Origin of the sequence: Sinimarinibacterium thermocellulolyticum, assembly GCF_040327995.1 — a bacterium.
Taxonomy (GTDB): Bacteria; Pseudomonadota; Gammaproteobacteria; order Nevskiales; family Nevskiaceae; genus Solimonas; species Solimonas thermocellulolyticum.
Window position 1 is genome coordinate 39,836 of record NZ_JBEPIJ010000003.1, and the last position, 15,011, is coordinate 54,846.

The following is a 15,011-nucleotide window of genomic DNA, read 5'->3' on the forward strand; positions in this document are numbered from 1 at the left end:
GCCGGTTGCTCCGGCGCGCGCCGATTGTGCGGCAGGGCTGAGGGCGCGCGCCACGGCAAAGAAATCCGCGATGATGGGCGCCCGGTCCAGATCGGAGAATGCCCATGCGCCCGCTGTCCTTCGCGCTGCCTGCCCTCGTGCTCATGGCGTTGCTCGGCGCCTGCCAAGACCGCGACCCGCCGCCGCCGATGGAGCCGGTCGAAGGTCGGAAGGAAACCCGCGGCATCCGCAACACCGAGGCCATCGGCTACGCCGGCGATGCCATCGCCGACGAGGTCGACGCCGCGCTCGATGCCATGGATGAACGCACCTCGCAGCTCGACGCTGCCATCGAAGCGCAGACGCCATGAAAAATGCGGGCGCCGCGTTCGCGACGCCCGCATCGGCGATACGCTCGAAGCCGCGTCAGTCGCGGACTTTCAGCTCCACGCGCCGGTTGAGGCTGCGGCCTTCCTCGGTCTCGTTGCTGGCGATGGGCTGCGACTCGCCGTAACCCACCGGCTGCATGCGGCTGGCCGGCACGCCCTGATCGACCAGATAGCGCTTCACCGCATTGGCGCGGCGCTCGGACAACCCGAGGTTGTACGCCTCGGTGCCGATCCAGTCGGTATGTCCCTCGACGTCGACGTTGATGTTCGGATAGGCCTTCAGCGTACCGGCGACGTCGTTGAGGATCAGGCGCGCCTCGGGGGTGAGCCGGTCGGAGTCGAATTCGAAGTTCACGCCGCGCAGGATGAAGCGGCCTTCGAGCGCGCAGCCGCGCTCGTCGACGCGTTCGCCCGGCCGCGGCTTGCGACAGTCGCCTTCGGGCGCGCAGCCGTCCGGCAGCACCTTGAGGCCCGGCGGCGTGTTCGGGCATTCGTCGAGATAGTCGGGGATGCCGTCACCGTCCGAATCCAGCGGGCAGTTGTCGGGACCGACCGGAATGCCGGGCGGCGTGTCGGGACACCGAATCTCCGGCGCCGCGGCCGGGGCCACGTAGGGCACCGTCGCCGGCGCGGCTGCCGGCGGCGCCGGACGCTCGGCTGGCGCGAAGGTGTAGCGCAAGCCCAAGCCGAGTTGGTGGGCCTGATACTCGGTGCTCAGCGTGCCGCCGTCGCGGGTACGGTACTCCGGGTCGTTGGCGCCGGCGTAGCGATAATCCAGCGACAACGCCGCACGCTCGGACAGCGCAAAACCGACGCCGGCGCCCAGTTGCCAGGCGAAGCCAGTGTCGTCGGCATCCTCGTCGCCGGAGATGCTCGAACGCTGCACTCCGATACCGCCGCCGAGGTAAGGGTACGCTGCCTTCGGGATTGAAGTCCTGCCAGACGTTGGCCATCGCCCGCAGCGTGTCGAGACTGCTGCTGGAGCGTACCGTCGTGCTGCTGCCGCCCGCGGAGGTCAGCGTGACCTCGTCCCAGTCGTTCTCGCCATAGGCGAGGCTGAACTCCGGGCGCAGCCCGGTCATGGTGCGGTAGCCTAGCACCAGTTCCGCCGCCCAGCCGGTCTCGTAGCTAATTTTCGTGCGCAGACGCTCGCCGGGGGTGGGATCGGTGGGGTCGGTGCCAGGCGTGCCGCCACCGACGAGGCCGAGCAGGCAGCCTTGCGGGCTGAGCCAGCGAGCCCAGGCCGAGCAGGTCGCCGAGCAGGCAAGTCTGCCCCGGCGTTCCTGGCGCGCCCGGGTCCCCCGGAATCACGATTTCGCCGTCCGACTCCGCCAAGGCGCTGGCGTAGCCGCCGATCCCGTAGTACCAGCCGGCGTCGGGGGCCGCGGCCCAGGCCGTCGCGCTGGTCAGCAGGCTCACCGTCGCCAGACAGCCGGCTGCGCAGCCGAGCGCCACGGATTCCCAACATGATTTCTCCGCCATCGATGCACTCCACCCCGACAAGGTCTTGTGTTTTGCGTCGCCGCGGTGTTCAGCCGCCGAGCGCAGAGACTGGCGACTGGGTAGCGAGCTGATCGCTGGCCATCATTCTAGGGGCCGGCCGCCCCGGCTGGGGAGTGGGGTGGGCGCGCGTCACGAGGGCGACCCGGTGCGCTGGCGCGGGGCCGGCTACCACGCCGGCGGCGCGTGCTCGCGGTGGTGGACCAGGATGCGCCGGTACGGTTCCGGATCCTTGATGTGCACCACGTCGCCTTCGCGCGGGAAGGTCCAGTCGTAGAGCCTTGACAACCAGAAGCGCAGCGCGGCGGCGCGCAGCACCAACGGCCACTGCGCGCGTTCGGCCTCGCTCAGCTCACGGCGCGCGCGGTAGGCCGCGGTCATTGCCTGCCAGCGCGCCGGGTTGAGTCGGCCGTCGGGCTCGAAGCACCAGTCGTTGAGTGTGACCGCGAGATCGTAGGCCAGCGCGTCGTTGCAGGCGTAATAGAAATCGATGACGCCGGTCAGGCGATCGTCGACGAACAACACGTTGTCGCGGAACAGGTCGGCGTGAATCACGCCCTGCGGTAGCGCACCCAGATCGAGCCGCGCCTGTGCCGCGAGCTCGTCCTCGATCAGCGCGCGCACCGCGGCGTCCGTCGTCTTCTGCGCCAGCAGGCGCCCGGTTTGTTCGCGCCAGGCCGCGCCGCGGGCGTTCGCGCAGCGGCCCGGGTAGGACAAACCGATCACGTGCAGCTCGCCGAGCGCCCGACCGACCTGTCGGCACTGTTCCAGGTCGGGGAACAGCACGCTCTGGCCGGTGAGCCGCCGCACCAGCGCGGCCGGCTTGCCATTGAGGCTGGTGAGCGCGCCGCCGGCGCGCGTGTGCAGCGGCATGGCGCTGGCAAAGCCGTGTGCCGCCAGATGCTCCATCAAGCCGAGGAAGAACGGCAAGTCGTCGACGTTGAGCCGCTCGAACAGTGTCAGCACCCAGCGCCCGTCCGTCGTGTCGACGAAGTAGTTGGTGTTCTCGACGCCCTCGCCGATGCCCTGAAAACCGATCAGCTCGCCGACCGGATACTGCTTCAAGAATTCACGCAGCTCGGCGTGGCTGACTTTGGTGAAGACGCTCATGAGACGCGAAACGTGAGACGTGGGGCGGAGCTTATGCTGGTTTGGGAAGTCGCGGCCATGGGTGAGCCGCGTAGCCGCGAACGCTGCGCCAGGGATGGCGCGGCTGGACCGCTGCGCGCAGCAGGATTGTGCAGCACCCGGGGCCGCGGTTTGACGGGCCGCCTTCACCGCCGCCAGAACGCCGGCGTGAACACGATCAAAAAAGTGAAGATTTCCAGGCGTCCGGCGACCATGGTCACGATCAGCACCCATTTGCCGAAGTCGGTGAGGTGCGCCATCGTCGCGTTGACCGAGCCCAAGCCAGGGCCTTCGTTGTTGATCGCCGCGGCGACCGCCGAGAACGCGGTGACCGGGTCGAGGCCGGTGGCGATCATCACGAAGGTCAGCAAGATGGTCAGGCCCACGTAGACCGAGAAGAAGCCGCCGACCGCGTAGACGATGTCGTCGGGCACGCTGCGCTCGCCGAACTTCAGCGCGATGGTCGCGTTGGGGTGCAACAAGCGCTGCAGCTCGCGCGCAGCCTGTTTGAGGAACAGCACCAGGCGCGCCACCTTGACGCCGGCCGCGGTCGAGCCGGCGCAGCCCATCATGAAACCGGATAGCACGATCAAAAGCGGCACGTAGAGCGGCCACGGCGTCGGATCTGCGGTCGCGAACCCGGCGTTGGTGCCGTAGGCGATGAGCTGGAACATGCCCTTGCGGATCGCGGTGCCGGCATCCTCGTAGGTATCGAACCACCACAGCGGAACGCACACCAGCACGCCGAAGGTCACGACGATGAAGAGGTAGGCGCGAAACTCGGTGTCGCGCAGATACGTGAGCAGCGAGCGTCGTCGCCAGGCGACGAAGTGCAGCGTGAAGTTGGTCGCACCGATCAGCATGAAGGCCATGCACGCGAGCTCGATCGGCAGGCTCTGGAAGTGGCCGATGCTGGCGTCGTAGTTCGAGAAACCGCCGGTCGAGACCGTCGACATGGCATGACACAGGGCGTCGAAGAAACTCATGCCCAGCAGCCAATACACCAGGGTGCAGAGCGCCGTGATCGTCACGTAGATGAGCCACAACGCGCGCGCGGTGCTGGCGATGCGCGGCGTGAGCTTGGTGTCCTTCATCGGCCCCGGCGTCTCGGCGCGGAACAACTGCATGCCGCCGACGCCGAGCATCGGCAAGAGTGCGACGGCGAGCACGATCACCCCCATGCCGCCGAGCCAGTGCAGTTCGACGCGGTAGAACAGGATGGACCGCGGCATGTGGTCGAGCCCGCTGGCGACGGTGGCGCCGGTCGTCGTCAGTCCCGAGGTCGCCTCGAACATCGCATCGACGACGGTGAACCAGCCCGCGTCGCACAGATAAAACGGGATCGCACCGAAGGTCGAGAGCACGACCCAGAACAGCATCACCACCAGAAAGCCGTCGCGGATCTTCAGATCCGCCGTCGCCCGCCGCACTGGAAACCAGATCGCCGCGCCCGCCGCCGCGGTGATCGCAAGGCCGGCGAAAAACGCGCCGAGCTCGCCTTCACCGCGCAGCAGGCTGATCAGCAGTGGCGGCAGCATGGTGCTGGAGAACACCATCAAGAGGATGCCGGTCACACGCTGCACCGCGGCGAAGCGGTGCGGCGACGAACGGATCCCATGCGCGGACGCGGCGGCCATTTGTGGCGAGCGTTCAGAAGAAGTTCAGACCAACTTGGAACAGCTTCTCGACGTCCTTCACGCACTTCTTGTCGACAATGAACATGATCACGTGATCCTCGGCTTCGATCACGGTGTCATGGTGTGCGATGATGACCTCGTCGCCGCGCACGATGGCGCCGATGGTCGTGCCCGGCGGCAGCTTGATCTCCTCCAGCCGCCGGCCGACGACCTTGGAGTTGTGGCGATCGCCGTGCGCGATCGCCTCGATCGCCTCGGCGGCGCCGCGGCGCAGCGAATGTACCTTGACCACGTCGCCACGGCGCACGCGCGAGAGCAGCGCCGACACCGTCGACTGCTGCGGCGAGATCGCGATGTCGATGCTGCCGCCTTCCACCAGATCCACGTACGACAGCCGGTTGATCAGGCACAGCGCCTTGCGCGCGCCCATGCGCTTGGCCAGCATCGCGGAGAGGATGTTGGCCTCGTCGTCGTTGGTGATCGCGCAGAAGACGTCGACGTCCTCGATGTTCTCCTCGCGCAACAGCGCCTCGTTGGCGGCATCCCCGGTGAGCACGATGCTGTGCTGGAGCTGTTCGGACAGGAACTCCGCGCGCTCCTTGAACTTCTCGATGATCTTGACCTGGATCTTGCTCGATTCGAGCGCGCGCGCGAGGCGCAGGCCGATCTTGCCGCCGCCGGCGAGCATCACGCGCTTGACCGGTTTGTCGAGCCGGCGCAGCTCGGCGATGATCTTGGGGATGTGATCGCGCGCGGCGACGAAGAACACCTCGTCCTCGGCCTCGATGATGGTGTTGCCCTCGGGAATGATCGGACGCCCGCGTCGGTAGATGGCCGCGACGCGCGCGTCGATCCCCGGCAGATGCTGCGGCAGTTCCTTGAGCTGGCGCGACACCAGCGGGCCGCCGTAGTAGGCCTTGACGCCGACCAGGCGCACGCGAGCGTCGGCAAAATCGACGACCTGCAGCGCACCCGGATACTCGATCAGACGCTGGATCAGGTCGGTGACGAGCTGCTCGGGCGAGATGCGCAGATCGACCGGCAGGGCGTCGTCGCCGAACAGCTTGTCCTCCTTGAGGTAATCCGCCGCGCGCACGCGCGCGATCTTGGTCGGCGTGTTGAACAGCACGTTGGCGATCTGGCAGGCGAGCATGTTGGTCTCATCGCTGCCGGTGACGGCGATGATCATGTCGGCGTCGTCGGCACCGGCCTGGCGCAGCGTGCTCGGGTATGAGGCATGCCCGAGCACGGTGCGGATGTCGAGCCGCTCCGCCAAGCTCGCCAGCGGCGCGCCATTGAGATCGACGACGGTGACGTCGTTGCGCTCGCTGGCGAGGTTCTCGGCCAGCGTCGAGCCGACCTGACCGGCACCGAGAATGATGATCTTCATGCGGCGCGCACCTTACGCCCGCTCATGTTGCGGTGCAATACATGTCGGCCTTCAGCCGCGCCCGAGCTGCTGGCGGCGCCAGGCGCCGGGCGCTTGCCCGGTCCAGCGGCGAAAGGCGTTGTGGAAGGTGCTTTGCTCCGTGTAGCCGAGCAAAAAGGCGATCTGGGTCAGCGACAGGCTCGCGTCGCGCAGCAGGTTCTCGGCGGCGTGCAGCCGCACTTCGTCGAGTACCGACTGGAATGGCCGGCCGAGCGCGCCGAGGTGGCGTTGCAGCGTACGCGTAGAGGTGCCGAGCGCGGCCGCGGCCTCTGCGAGCGAGACGCGGCCATTGGCGAGGTTGCGCGCGAGCACGCCCTTGAGCTCAGTCAGCAGCGGCGGCTCGCCTTCGAGAATGCGCAAGAGCGACTGCGCGCGTGCCTCGACCTGCTGGCGCAGATCCTCGTCGGCCGAGGCCACCGGCAGTTCGAGATAATAGGCGGGGAACACCATCTTGCTGTGCGGCTGGCCGAAGCGCAGCTCGCCGCCGAATACGCGTTCGAAGGCGCGTGTGTCCGGCGGCGCCGCAAAGTGGAGGTGGGCGTCGAAGCGCAGATCCGGCCGGTCGGCCAGCCAGCGCATGAACGTCGCGCGCGCGGCCAGCATGAACTGCGCCACCGCGCCGGAGGGCGGCGTGGCGTGCGGCCAGATCCACAGCAGGTGCACGCGATCGCCGACGCGCTCGACGCGCGGCTGGCCGATCTGGCCGAGCAGGCGGATGTAGCGCGCGAGTTGTGCGGCGACTTCGCCGAGCGTCGCGCAGTTCATCAGCACGTGGCCGAGCACGCCCAGGTGGCGCAGGTGCAGGCTGGCGCCGGCTTTGAGGGGCAGGTCCGGCTCACCGAGCGCGGCGATCGCGCGGTCGAACATGTCGATCCACTCGGCGAGCGGGATCTCTTCGTGGCCGCGCGCGGCTTCGAGCTGGCGCACGCGAAGCTCCGGATACAAGGCGACCGGATCGATGCCGCGCGCGCAAGTAATCGAGCAGGCCGCGTGCATACAGCGACGCAATGACGCCGCCGGGGATCGGATTGCCTGCTCGGGGAGATGCCTGCGCCACCACGGTGGCGCGATTTCTCAAGCAAACGGCGGCTTTCGTCAAGACACCGTGCGTGTCGGGCCAGAAAATGAACGTGCCGTCGGGTTGCCGAGCGCTGCGCACGGGCGCGCACGGGCGCTCGATTCGGCACGCCATGGGTGACGGTGGAACGTCCCCGAATGGCGCATGAGGGCGACACGGCCAGGATGGGCCCGGTTGCCGGTCGCGGCCACGGGCCGCGGCGGTGCGAACGCTGGGCGCGTGGCGAACGCAGGATGCGTCGACCGCGTTCCCGTGAGAGGAGAGTGATGCGGTACTTCCACCCGAGCAAGGTGCGCGGCCATGCGCTGCTCGTGCTGGCCTGCGCGTTTTTGAGTGCCTGCGGTGGTAGCGGCCGGGTCGAGGTTGGCGGGGGTCCGATGGATCCGGGCGTGCCCGGCGGCGAGGCCTGCGTCGCCGAGCACTGGTGTGCCGGGGCTGCGAGCGTCATCGTCACGCCGAGCCAGCAGCACATCGACGGCGTCGACGAGGCGCGCCTGTACGTCGGCAGCAAGCTGCAGCAGTTCAATCTGGGCGGTTTCGGGGTCAATCCGCTGCAGAACCTGCCCAATCCCTTTGCCCAGTTCGGCCCTGCACTGACCCAGCCGGCGCAGTTGCCGGTGTACGAATCCGCGCGTCACGGCGAGGCCGAGCATACGTATCTGCGGCTCTTGCTGCTCGAGGTCGACGGCGCGCGCGTGGTGTTCGTGACCCTCGATGCCATCGGCGCCGGCAATCTGATCCAGGATGGTGTGCGCGCATCGATCGTCGAGGCGAGCTGTGCGCGCCAGGCCTGCGTCGATCCCGATCACATCCTGTTCGGGCAGACGCACACGCATGCCGGCGCCGATCTGCAGGGTCTGTGGGGCGGGGTGCCGCAGGACTGGATCGACCACACGCTCTACGCCGCCGCCGCGCAGGCGACGCGCGCGGCGATCGACGCACGGCGGCGCGCGCGCGTGCGCATCGCTTCGGGTCAGACCTCGGACTTCAACAACTACCGGCGGCCGCGCGTCGATCCGAGCCACGATGCCGATGCGCACCTGGCGCTGCTCACGGTCGAATCGACCCGCGGCGAGGCGATCGCGCAGCTGCTGCAGTATGCGGCGCATCCCACCAGCATCAACGAGGACCCGCGCATTCCGCACGCCGACTACGTCTACGGCGCGATGCGCCGGCTCGAACGCCGCGGCGGCGTGGGCCTGTACTTCAACGGCCCGATCGCCGACGCCTCGCCCGCCGGCGGCGCGTGCAGCTTCGACGAGCCGAACGCCTACGAGCGCGTGCGCTGCCGCGGCGAGGCGCTGGCCGAGTTCGCACTCCGCCAGCCGTCGCGCGACGTCGCGCCGCAACTTTCGGTGCGCAGCGTCACCGCGACGCTGCCGGTGACCAATCCGTTGTTCGCGGCGGTGGCGCCGATCGGCGCGTTCAACCGCTACTACGACTTCACGCCGACGCTGGTCACCGACATCCCGGTGCTCGGCGAGATTCTCGGCGAGGTGCAGACCGAAATCGGCCAGGCGCCGACGGTCGCGCAGACCCTGGTCACGCGCGTGAGTCTGGGCGGCGCCGGCGGCGTCGAGATCGCGACGATTCCGGGTGAAGCCACCAACACCTTCGGCGAATTCATCCGCGCGCTCGCCGAGACCGCCAACCCCGGCGCGACGACGATGCTGCTCGGGCTCACGCAGAACAGCTTCGGCTACATCCTGCCGGAGGAGGAGTTCAGCTATGTCGATGGCTCCGGCGATGCCGGCTTCCTGATTCCATTCACCGGCTACGAAGAATTCGTCTCGCTCGGCCCGCTGACCGCGCCCTTGCTGCGCTTGCAGGCCTATCTGCCGCTGTTCGACGCCGAGCCGCCGGCCTACGTGCCGACGTACCTGCGCAGTTGCGTGGACAGCACCGCGAGCAGCGAGTGTCTGATCGCGGAACTGGCGCGCGACCTCGAGTACGTGCAGAGCGCGCAGGCCGCCAATTGCCGCGATGCCGGGGCCCCGGAAGCCTTCTGCGCGCTGCTCGATCCGCAAACGCCGCTCGCCGGTGCGTGCCTGCAACTGGGCCTTCTGCCCGCCGAGTTCTGCGGATTGCTCGGCGACGACGAGCCAGCGTCGAGCCCATGAAGCGCAAGGTCGCACTGCTGCTGTGGGGACTCACGCTCGCCGCCTGCGATGGTGGCGGGTCATCCAGCGCCGGAACGCCGACGCCGAGCGCTACGCCGAGTCCCAGCCCGGCTCCGAGCGCGACGCCGACCCCCACGCCGAGCCCGAGCGCCACGCCCACGCCGAGCGCAAGCCCCACGCCCAACCCGACGCCGACTGCCACGCCGAGCCCCACGCCGACCCCAACCGCATCGCCGACCCCGAGCCCCACACCCGGCGACGTCGGTCGCGGCGAAGGGGTCATCGGCGCGCTCGCCGATCTGGGTGCCGACAGCCATGCGCTGATCGATGCGGTCCTTGCCGGCGATGCCGAGCGCGGTGCGGCCGCGTTGCAGACCGCGCTGGCCAATCTCGGCGCCAATCTGGCCGAGCTCGGGAACGCGCAAGACCTCGAATCCTTACTCGGACTCGACGAGAACCTGCAGACGCTGCTGGCCCGCGCGGTGGCGGCCGAGCGCAGCGCGGAGGCAGTAGTGCTGCAAGGGGCGCAGATCACGGCGTGGTCGGTCCCGAGCGCGGTCGGTGTTGCGCATCCCTACCCGTCCGGCGCGCTGCTCGAACAATGCCCTTCGCCGCTGGATCAGGTCTGCGACCCGATCATCGCGCTGCTGCGCTCCCTGGTGCCGAACGGTGGGCCAGTCCGCGACGCGCACAATGGCACGCTGATCTATCCCGTCGCCGGGCAGGGGATCAGCGGTGTGCCCATCGACCAGATCGCCGCCTACGCCTGGCGCGATGGCGCCTGGGTCGAGATTCCGGTTCAGGTCGACGAGCGCATGCCGTACTTCCTCGCCAACGGCAACAGCACCTTCTCGATCTACTCGGGCACCGACTACGAGCTGTCCTATGTCTGGGACACTGAGTCCTGGGGCATGACCCAGGGCGACTGCCGCCGTGAGTACGACACCAACGGCACCGACGACGGTGTCAACGAAGGACTGCCGGCCGCTGTCGCCGATCCGGTCGCCGGCCTCGATGCCGACGACGAGATCGTCTTCATGGCCGCGGACGCGGGCGGCATCGCGCCTGCTGGCAGCCATCCGGCCGACACGATCCCCGGCAGCGGCCAGCAGGTCACCTTGTTCGACGTGCTGTCGCCGTCGACGCTGCGCACGGTCTACCTGTTCCGCCGCGCGAGCGGCACGACGCCGAGCGCGCCGCACTACGTGCACTACACGCGCGACGCGAACGCCGATGAGTGGATCGATCGTCACCGTTTCGCCGACGACGATCCGGAGAAGCTCGGCACCAGCAACACCAACTACGGCGCTAACCTAACCGGCACGATCTGCGTCGATTCGCTCGACCAGTACTACGGCGACCGGACGACCTGTACGGCGCGCGAAGGCGGCGGTTTCATCTGCCCGTCGAACGATCGCTTCCCACGCGACGGCGTGACGGTGACGACGGCGAACTACCGCTGGCGGGCCAGTGGCCGCTGGATGGTGCGTGACCTGCGCATCCGCGCGCCGGGCGATACCGTGCCCACGGCGCCGGACGCGCAGGCGGCCTATTGGAACACCCGTCCCGACCTGATCGACCGCTGGAAAGGGCGTGCCTTCCAGCAGTCGCCGGATTCGGTGGTCTCGCTGGTCGGCTTCGAGGACGAGCAGGTCAACTGGGAGGCCAATTCGAGCCTGATCGGCGAGCGCTGCGGTCCGGTGCGCTGTATCCGCGAAGTCTGGGGCGCGGACTCCGGGACGAACGTCACCAAGACCGAGACCTTCTACCGCGACGCGATCAGCTACCGCTACCGCGTGCGCGTGCATCCGATCCCGCCGGACGGTCTGTACGCCGCCTGGGACTACAACCGCGCGGCGATGGTGCCGACGCCGGATGAGCGCGAGGCCGGCGTTCCGGGCGGCCGCTACTACTCGATCCTGCGGCCGCAGGGCGTGCCGATCGACGGCGTCAACGACGAGCTCGGCAACGTCGATGGCTTCGCGCCGCTGTTCGGCTTCTGCCCGTCCAGCGATGGCGTGTCGCCGCCCAACGCCGACGGCCGCTGCCCGGCCTTCATCGACGTGCCTGATCCGAGCTTCAACCCGCCACTGGCTTTCGACAACTGGGAACAGGTGTCCGGAAAGGGCGATGGCGGCGCCCTGGTCTACACCTTCCTGATCCGCGGCGCGACCTCCCTGCTCAATCCGCTGGTGGTGCCGTACTACCGCGACGATGCCTGCCTCGACGATGGCACCGGTGACGATCCGGTGCCCCGGCCGTTTCCGGGCGACAACTCCGGCGACGAGCGCGTGCGCGAGGCTTACGTCGCCCGCGCGCGTGCGCAAACCGGCAACGCCGCGCTCGAGTACGCCGACCTCGACTGCCACCAGCGCCAGGGCGCTCACGCCGCGCACGGCGTGCACTTCTTCGCGCTGCATGACAGCGACAACGCGCTTTTGGGCCTGCCGCTGACCGAAGTCGACGGCGAGCAGTGGCAATTCATCGTGCCAGCAGACCGCCCGCGCAACCTCGCCGAGCCGTACGCGAACGTCGCGCGCTTCCCGCTGCGGGCCATCGTGGCGCCGGCGCCATGAGCGGCGTCGGGCCCTTCCTGCGGCGGGCGCTGCCGGCAGCGGTGCTGATGCTCGCGGCCTGCGGCGGCTCGCAGCCGACGTCCGGCGGATCGTCGCCGACACCGCCACCGGCGAGCGGCGAGATCAAGGTCCGCGTCGGCGTCGGCATCACCGACATGACGCCGGAAGTCGGCTACTGCGCCGGCCAGTACTGCGACTTCGCCACCGACACGCTCGGCGGACTAATCGACGGCGATCTCGATCCGTTCCTGACGCACAAGCTCAAGCACGCGAGCTACGGCGTGCAGTCGCGGCTGACGGCGCGCGCGATCGTCGTCGAAGGGGCCAACGGCAAGCGCATCGCCCTGCTCAAGACCGACAATTACCTCGCGCAGGACATGCTGCAGCGGCGCGTCGCGCAACTGCTCGAAGACGGCGATTCTGGCATCGGCCACGCGCAAATCCTGCACCACGTCACCCACAACCACAGCTCGGCGTACGCATCGACGCTCGCCGCCGGCGTGTGGCTGTTCCAGGACGTGTTCGACGCACGCTTCTTCGAGCATCAGGCGCGGCAGATGGCGGCGGCGATCGAGCAGGCGGCGGCGAATCTCAAGCCGGCGCGCATGGCGGCGATGCAAATCCAGCACCGCATCTACAAGGGCAACGTCGTGCGCCTGGCGACCGCGATCGACGGCACGCCGGCCGGCTATCCACTGGAATACGGCGACCGCGGCCTGGTCGTGATCCGCTTCGATGACCTGTCCGATCCCGAACAGCCGCGGCCGCTCGCCGCCTGGGTCAACTGGGGCGAGCATCCGGAGAGCCTGGATCCGCACGATCTGCACAGCGCCGATTTTCTCGCCGCGCTCGAACGCTTCGTCGACCGCGAACTCGGCGCGCCGCTGGTGTTCAGCCAGGGCGATGTCGGCAGCGCCGAGAACAGCGGCGACCGTGCCGAGATCCTCGCCGACGACGGCTCGGTCTGCGGCCGCTGGCCGAGCGAGGCCGAAGCGCCCGAAGCCGATACCTGCGCCGACGGCGAAGGCACGATCCGCGACTGGAACCACCGGGGCTATGTGCAGACCGAGCGCAACGTGCGCTACCTCGCCGACGACATCTTGCGCGCCTGGGATCTCGCCGGCACGGCGCAGGCGACGGTGCCGTTCTCGTCCGACTTCACCGTCGACTGGCGCTCGGCGTGGGTGCCCGGGCCGCTGTCGCATCCGCTGCCGACGGTGTCGAACTGCAACACCGAGCTGAGCTTCGGCGGCGATGTCGGCGTGCCGGTGCTCGGCCTGCCGGATTGTTCGCGTAACGGTGTGCCGGGAGAGAACCCGCTCACCGGCATCAGCGCGACGATCTACGCGACGCTCAAGGCCGAAGGCGTGCCGGTGCCGGATCACTACAGCGCTCCGAGTGTCGGCCTCGTCGAGGAGAACGCGCGCATACACCTGCAGGCGATGCGCCTCGGCGATATTCTGCTCGCGTCCTGCGCCTGCGAGCCGCAGGCCGACCTGATCCTCAATCTCGAATCGCGCGCGAACGACATCACGGGGGACATCTACGCCGGCTTCGACTGGGCCTGCCTGATCGGCGAGTTCCGCGACGACCCGCGGTACGCCGAGGCCTGCGCGATCCAGGCGCGATACTTCGATCCGCTCGATCCCGAGAACAACGCCGGCGAGATCCCCGGTGACAACTTCGCGCCCGAGGCGATCGCACGCATGCGCGCCCAGGTGCACAACGACGCGCGCGGCTGGGACGCGCCCGAGAACGTGTTGCGCGCCCAAAGCGAGCCGGCGGACGCGACGCAGATCTGGGGCAACTTCACCCGCGAGGAGATCCAGGATCTCGGCGTGCCGGGTTATCGGCTGGTCGTCGGCGTCGGCCACGCCGGCGACTACAACGGCTACACGGTGAGTTATCGCGAGTACATGAACCGCGATCACTACCGCAAGGCGCTCACCGCCTACGGCCCGCACACCGCGGACTACATGGTCACACGGTTGGTGCGCATGGGCGCCGCGCTCAAGGGCGGCCCCGAGCTCGCGCCCGAACCACTCGACGTGCTGGCCACGGTCGATGCGCTGCGGCAAGAGACGCTGGCGCGCACCGTCGGCGCCGCCAGCGCCGTCGCCTACGACACCTGGCAGGCCGGCCTGCCCAACGACGCCGGCGAGCCGGAGCCGCTGCAACAGCCGGCCGACATCACGCGCTTTACCATGGCGCAGTTCGTCTGGCGCGGCGGCTCCACCGCGGTCGACAACCCGCGCGTGGTCGTGCAGCGGGAGACCGCACCAGGGCAGTGGACCGACCACGCCGACCAGAGCGGCGAGGTGATCACGCGTGTCGAGTTTCCGGACGGCGTGCCCGGCGTGCTGCGCACATACGCGGGCATGCAGGAATGGATCTGGACCGCCGGCTTCGAGGCCTACAGCGCGCATCCGGCGCGGCTGGGCTCGACCCCACCGGGGCGTTACCGCTTCTGCGTCGAGGGCCGCACGCGCCAGGCCTTCGCGACCAAGAATTACGCGTTCTGCTCCGAGCCGTTCACCGTCTCGGTCTGGGACGGGATCGGCATCGAGAATCTAAGCGTGGCGGACGACGCGATCACCTTCGACGTCGCGCCCATCGTCTACCCGCGCACGCCAGGCGAGACGGCCTTCCCGTTCATCGCCGACAACGGCAGCGCGCGCATTTGCGACACCTGCTCGTTCCGGCCCTGGGCGCGGCAGGGCGTGTTCGATCGCGCTGTCGTCGAACTGGTAGGGGATGCAGGGGGTGGTGGTGTAGACGGTGTCAGGGAGTTGCCGGCGTCCTGCGACGCACAAGGTAGAAGCTGCCGCGTCGAGGTGACGCTGGCACCGGGGGATCGTGCCACCGTGCGAGTGTTCGACCGTGATGGGAACAGCGGAAGCATGGTGGCGCGGTAGGGGGAGATAGCTCCGCGGGACCGTCGGGGGGCGGTTCCGCGGAGCCTGTCTTTTTCCTCTTGCCGTCGCACTCGCCGCCTGCGGGCGCACAGGAACGCCGGACATCGCCGCGTCAGCGCCTGATCCTGCGCCATCGCCGAACGCCTCGGCATCGAGACCTTCGTGCTCGACGACGGCTGGCCGGCGCGCTCCGGAGACCAGTGACCGGACGCCGCCGTCGACGACGGGCGCTGCGCCCAGCCACGTCACGGCGATCCGAT

9 protein-coding genes are annotated in these 15,011 nt (G+C 68.8%); 4 read left to right on the forward strand and 5 right to left on the reverse strand.

Going from position 1 to position 15,011, the window contains the following annotated elements:
- The first annotated feature begins 104 nt into the window (after positions 1-104).
- Entirely contained in the window at positions 105-350 is a 246-nt protein-coding gene (locus tag ABSH63_RS03415) for a hypothetical protein (protein WP_352887440.1), read from the forward strand.
- Between the two features lie 55 nt (positions 351-405).
- Here ABSH63_RS03415 and ABSH63_RS03420 read toward each other — a convergent pair whose 3' ends face one another.
- The 5 genes from ABSH63_RS03420 to ABSH63_RS03440 form a co-directional block, all read right to left on the reverse strand.
- Positions 406-1,296, reverse strand: a complete 891-nt coding sequence (locus ABSH63_RS03420) for an OmpA family protein (protein WP_352887808.1) — start codon at positions 1,294-1,296, stop codon at positions 406-408.
- Between the two features lie 740 nt (positions 1,297-2,036).
- Positions 2,037-2,978 carry a homoserine kinase gene (locus ABSH63_RS03425; protein WP_352887442.1) on the reverse strand — a complete coding sequence of 314 codons (942 nt, stop codon included), beginning with the start codon at positions 2,976-2,978 and terminating at the stop codon, positions 2,037-2,039.
- Positions 2,979-3,142: 164 nt separating this feature from the next.
- Positions 3,143-4,633, reverse strand: a complete 1,491-nt coding sequence (locus ABSH63_RS03430; RefSeq protein ID WP_352887444.1) for a TrkH family potassium uptake protein — start codon at positions 4,631-4,633, stop codon at positions 3,143-3,145.
- A gap of 13 nt (positions 4,634-4,646) precedes the next feature.
- Positions 4,647-6,023, reverse strand: coding sequence for a Trk system potassium transporter TrkA (gene trkA, locus ABSH63_RS03435; protein ID WP_352887446.1), 1,377 nt, complete (start codon positions 6,021-6,023; stop codon positions 4,647-4,649).
- A 51-nt stretch (positions 6,024-6,074) separates the two neighbouring features.
- A complete protein-coding gene (locus tag ABSH63_RS03440) occupies positions 6,075-7,058 on the reverse strand; it encodes an AraC family transcriptional regulator (RefSeq protein WP_352887447.1) in 984 nt (327 codons plus the stop codon).
- Positions 7,059-7,406: 348 nt separating this feature from the next.
- Between ABSH63_RS03440 and ABSH63_RS03445 the strand changes: the two genes are divergently transcribed.
- Genes ABSH63_RS03445 through ABSH63_RS03455 form a run of 3 tightly spaced genes read left to right on the forward strand, consistent with a single transcriptional unit; the run spans position 7,407 to position 14,751 of the window.
- A complete protein-coding gene (locus ABSH63_RS03445; RefSeq protein WP_352887449.1) occupies positions 7,407-9,260 on the forward strand; it encodes a hypothetical protein in 1,854 nt (617 codons plus the stop codon).
- Positions 9,257-11,836, forward strand: a complete 2,580-nt coding sequence (locus ABSH63_RS03450) for a hypothetical protein (protein WP_352887452.1) — start codon at positions 9,257-9,259, stop codon at positions 11,834-11,836. Before ABSH63_RS03445 ends, ABSH63_RS03450 begins: the two co-directional genes overlap by 4 nt.
- A complete protein-coding gene (locus ABSH63_RS03455; RefSeq protein ID WP_352887455.1) occupies positions 11,833-14,751 on the forward strand; it encodes a neutral/alkaline non-lysosomal ceramidase N-terminal domain-containing protein in 2,919 nt (972 codons plus the stop codon). Before ABSH63_RS03450 ends, ABSH63_RS03455 begins: the two co-directional genes overlap by 4 nt.
- Positions 14,752-15,011 lie beyond the last annotated feature (260 nt).

What these genes read in the sequence shown, in the direction of transcription:
- trkA (WP_352887446.1), bottom strand. Translation starts at nt 6,023, where the DNA reads ATGAAGATCATCATTCTCGGTGCCGGTCAGGTCGGCTCGACGCTGGCC.
- ABSH63_RS03415 (WP_352887440.1), top strand. Translation starts at nt 105, where the DNA reads ATGCGCCCGCTGTCCTTCGCGCTGCCTGCCCTCGTGCTCATGGCGTTG.
- ABSH63_RS03425 (WP_352887442.1), bottom strand. Translation starts at nt 2,978, where the DNA reads ATGAGCGTCTTCACCAAAGTCAGCCACGCCGAGCTGCGTGAATTCTTG.
- ABSH63_RS03455 (WP_352887455.1), top strand. Translation starts at nt 11,833, where the DNA reads ATGAGCGGCGTCGGGCCCTTCCTGCGGCGGGCGCTGCCGGCAGCGGTG.
- ABSH63_RS03445 (WP_352887449.1), top strand. Translation starts at nt 7,407, where the DNA reads ATGCGGTACTTCCACCCGAGCAAGGTGCGCGGCCATGCGCTGCTCGTG.
- ABSH63_RS03450 (WP_352887452.1), top strand. Translation starts at nt 9,257, where the DNA reads ATGAAGCGCAAGGTCGCACTGCTGCTGTGGGGACTCACGCTCGCCGCC.
- ABSH63_RS03440 (WP_352887447.1), bottom strand. Translation starts at nt 7,058, where the DNA reads ATGCACGCGGCCTGCTCGATTACTTGCGCGCGCGGCATCGATCCGGTC.
- ABSH63_RS03430 (WP_352887444.1), bottom strand. Translation starts at nt 4,633, where the DNA reads ATGGCCGCCGCGTCCGCGCATGGGATCCGTTCGTCGCCGCACCGCTTC.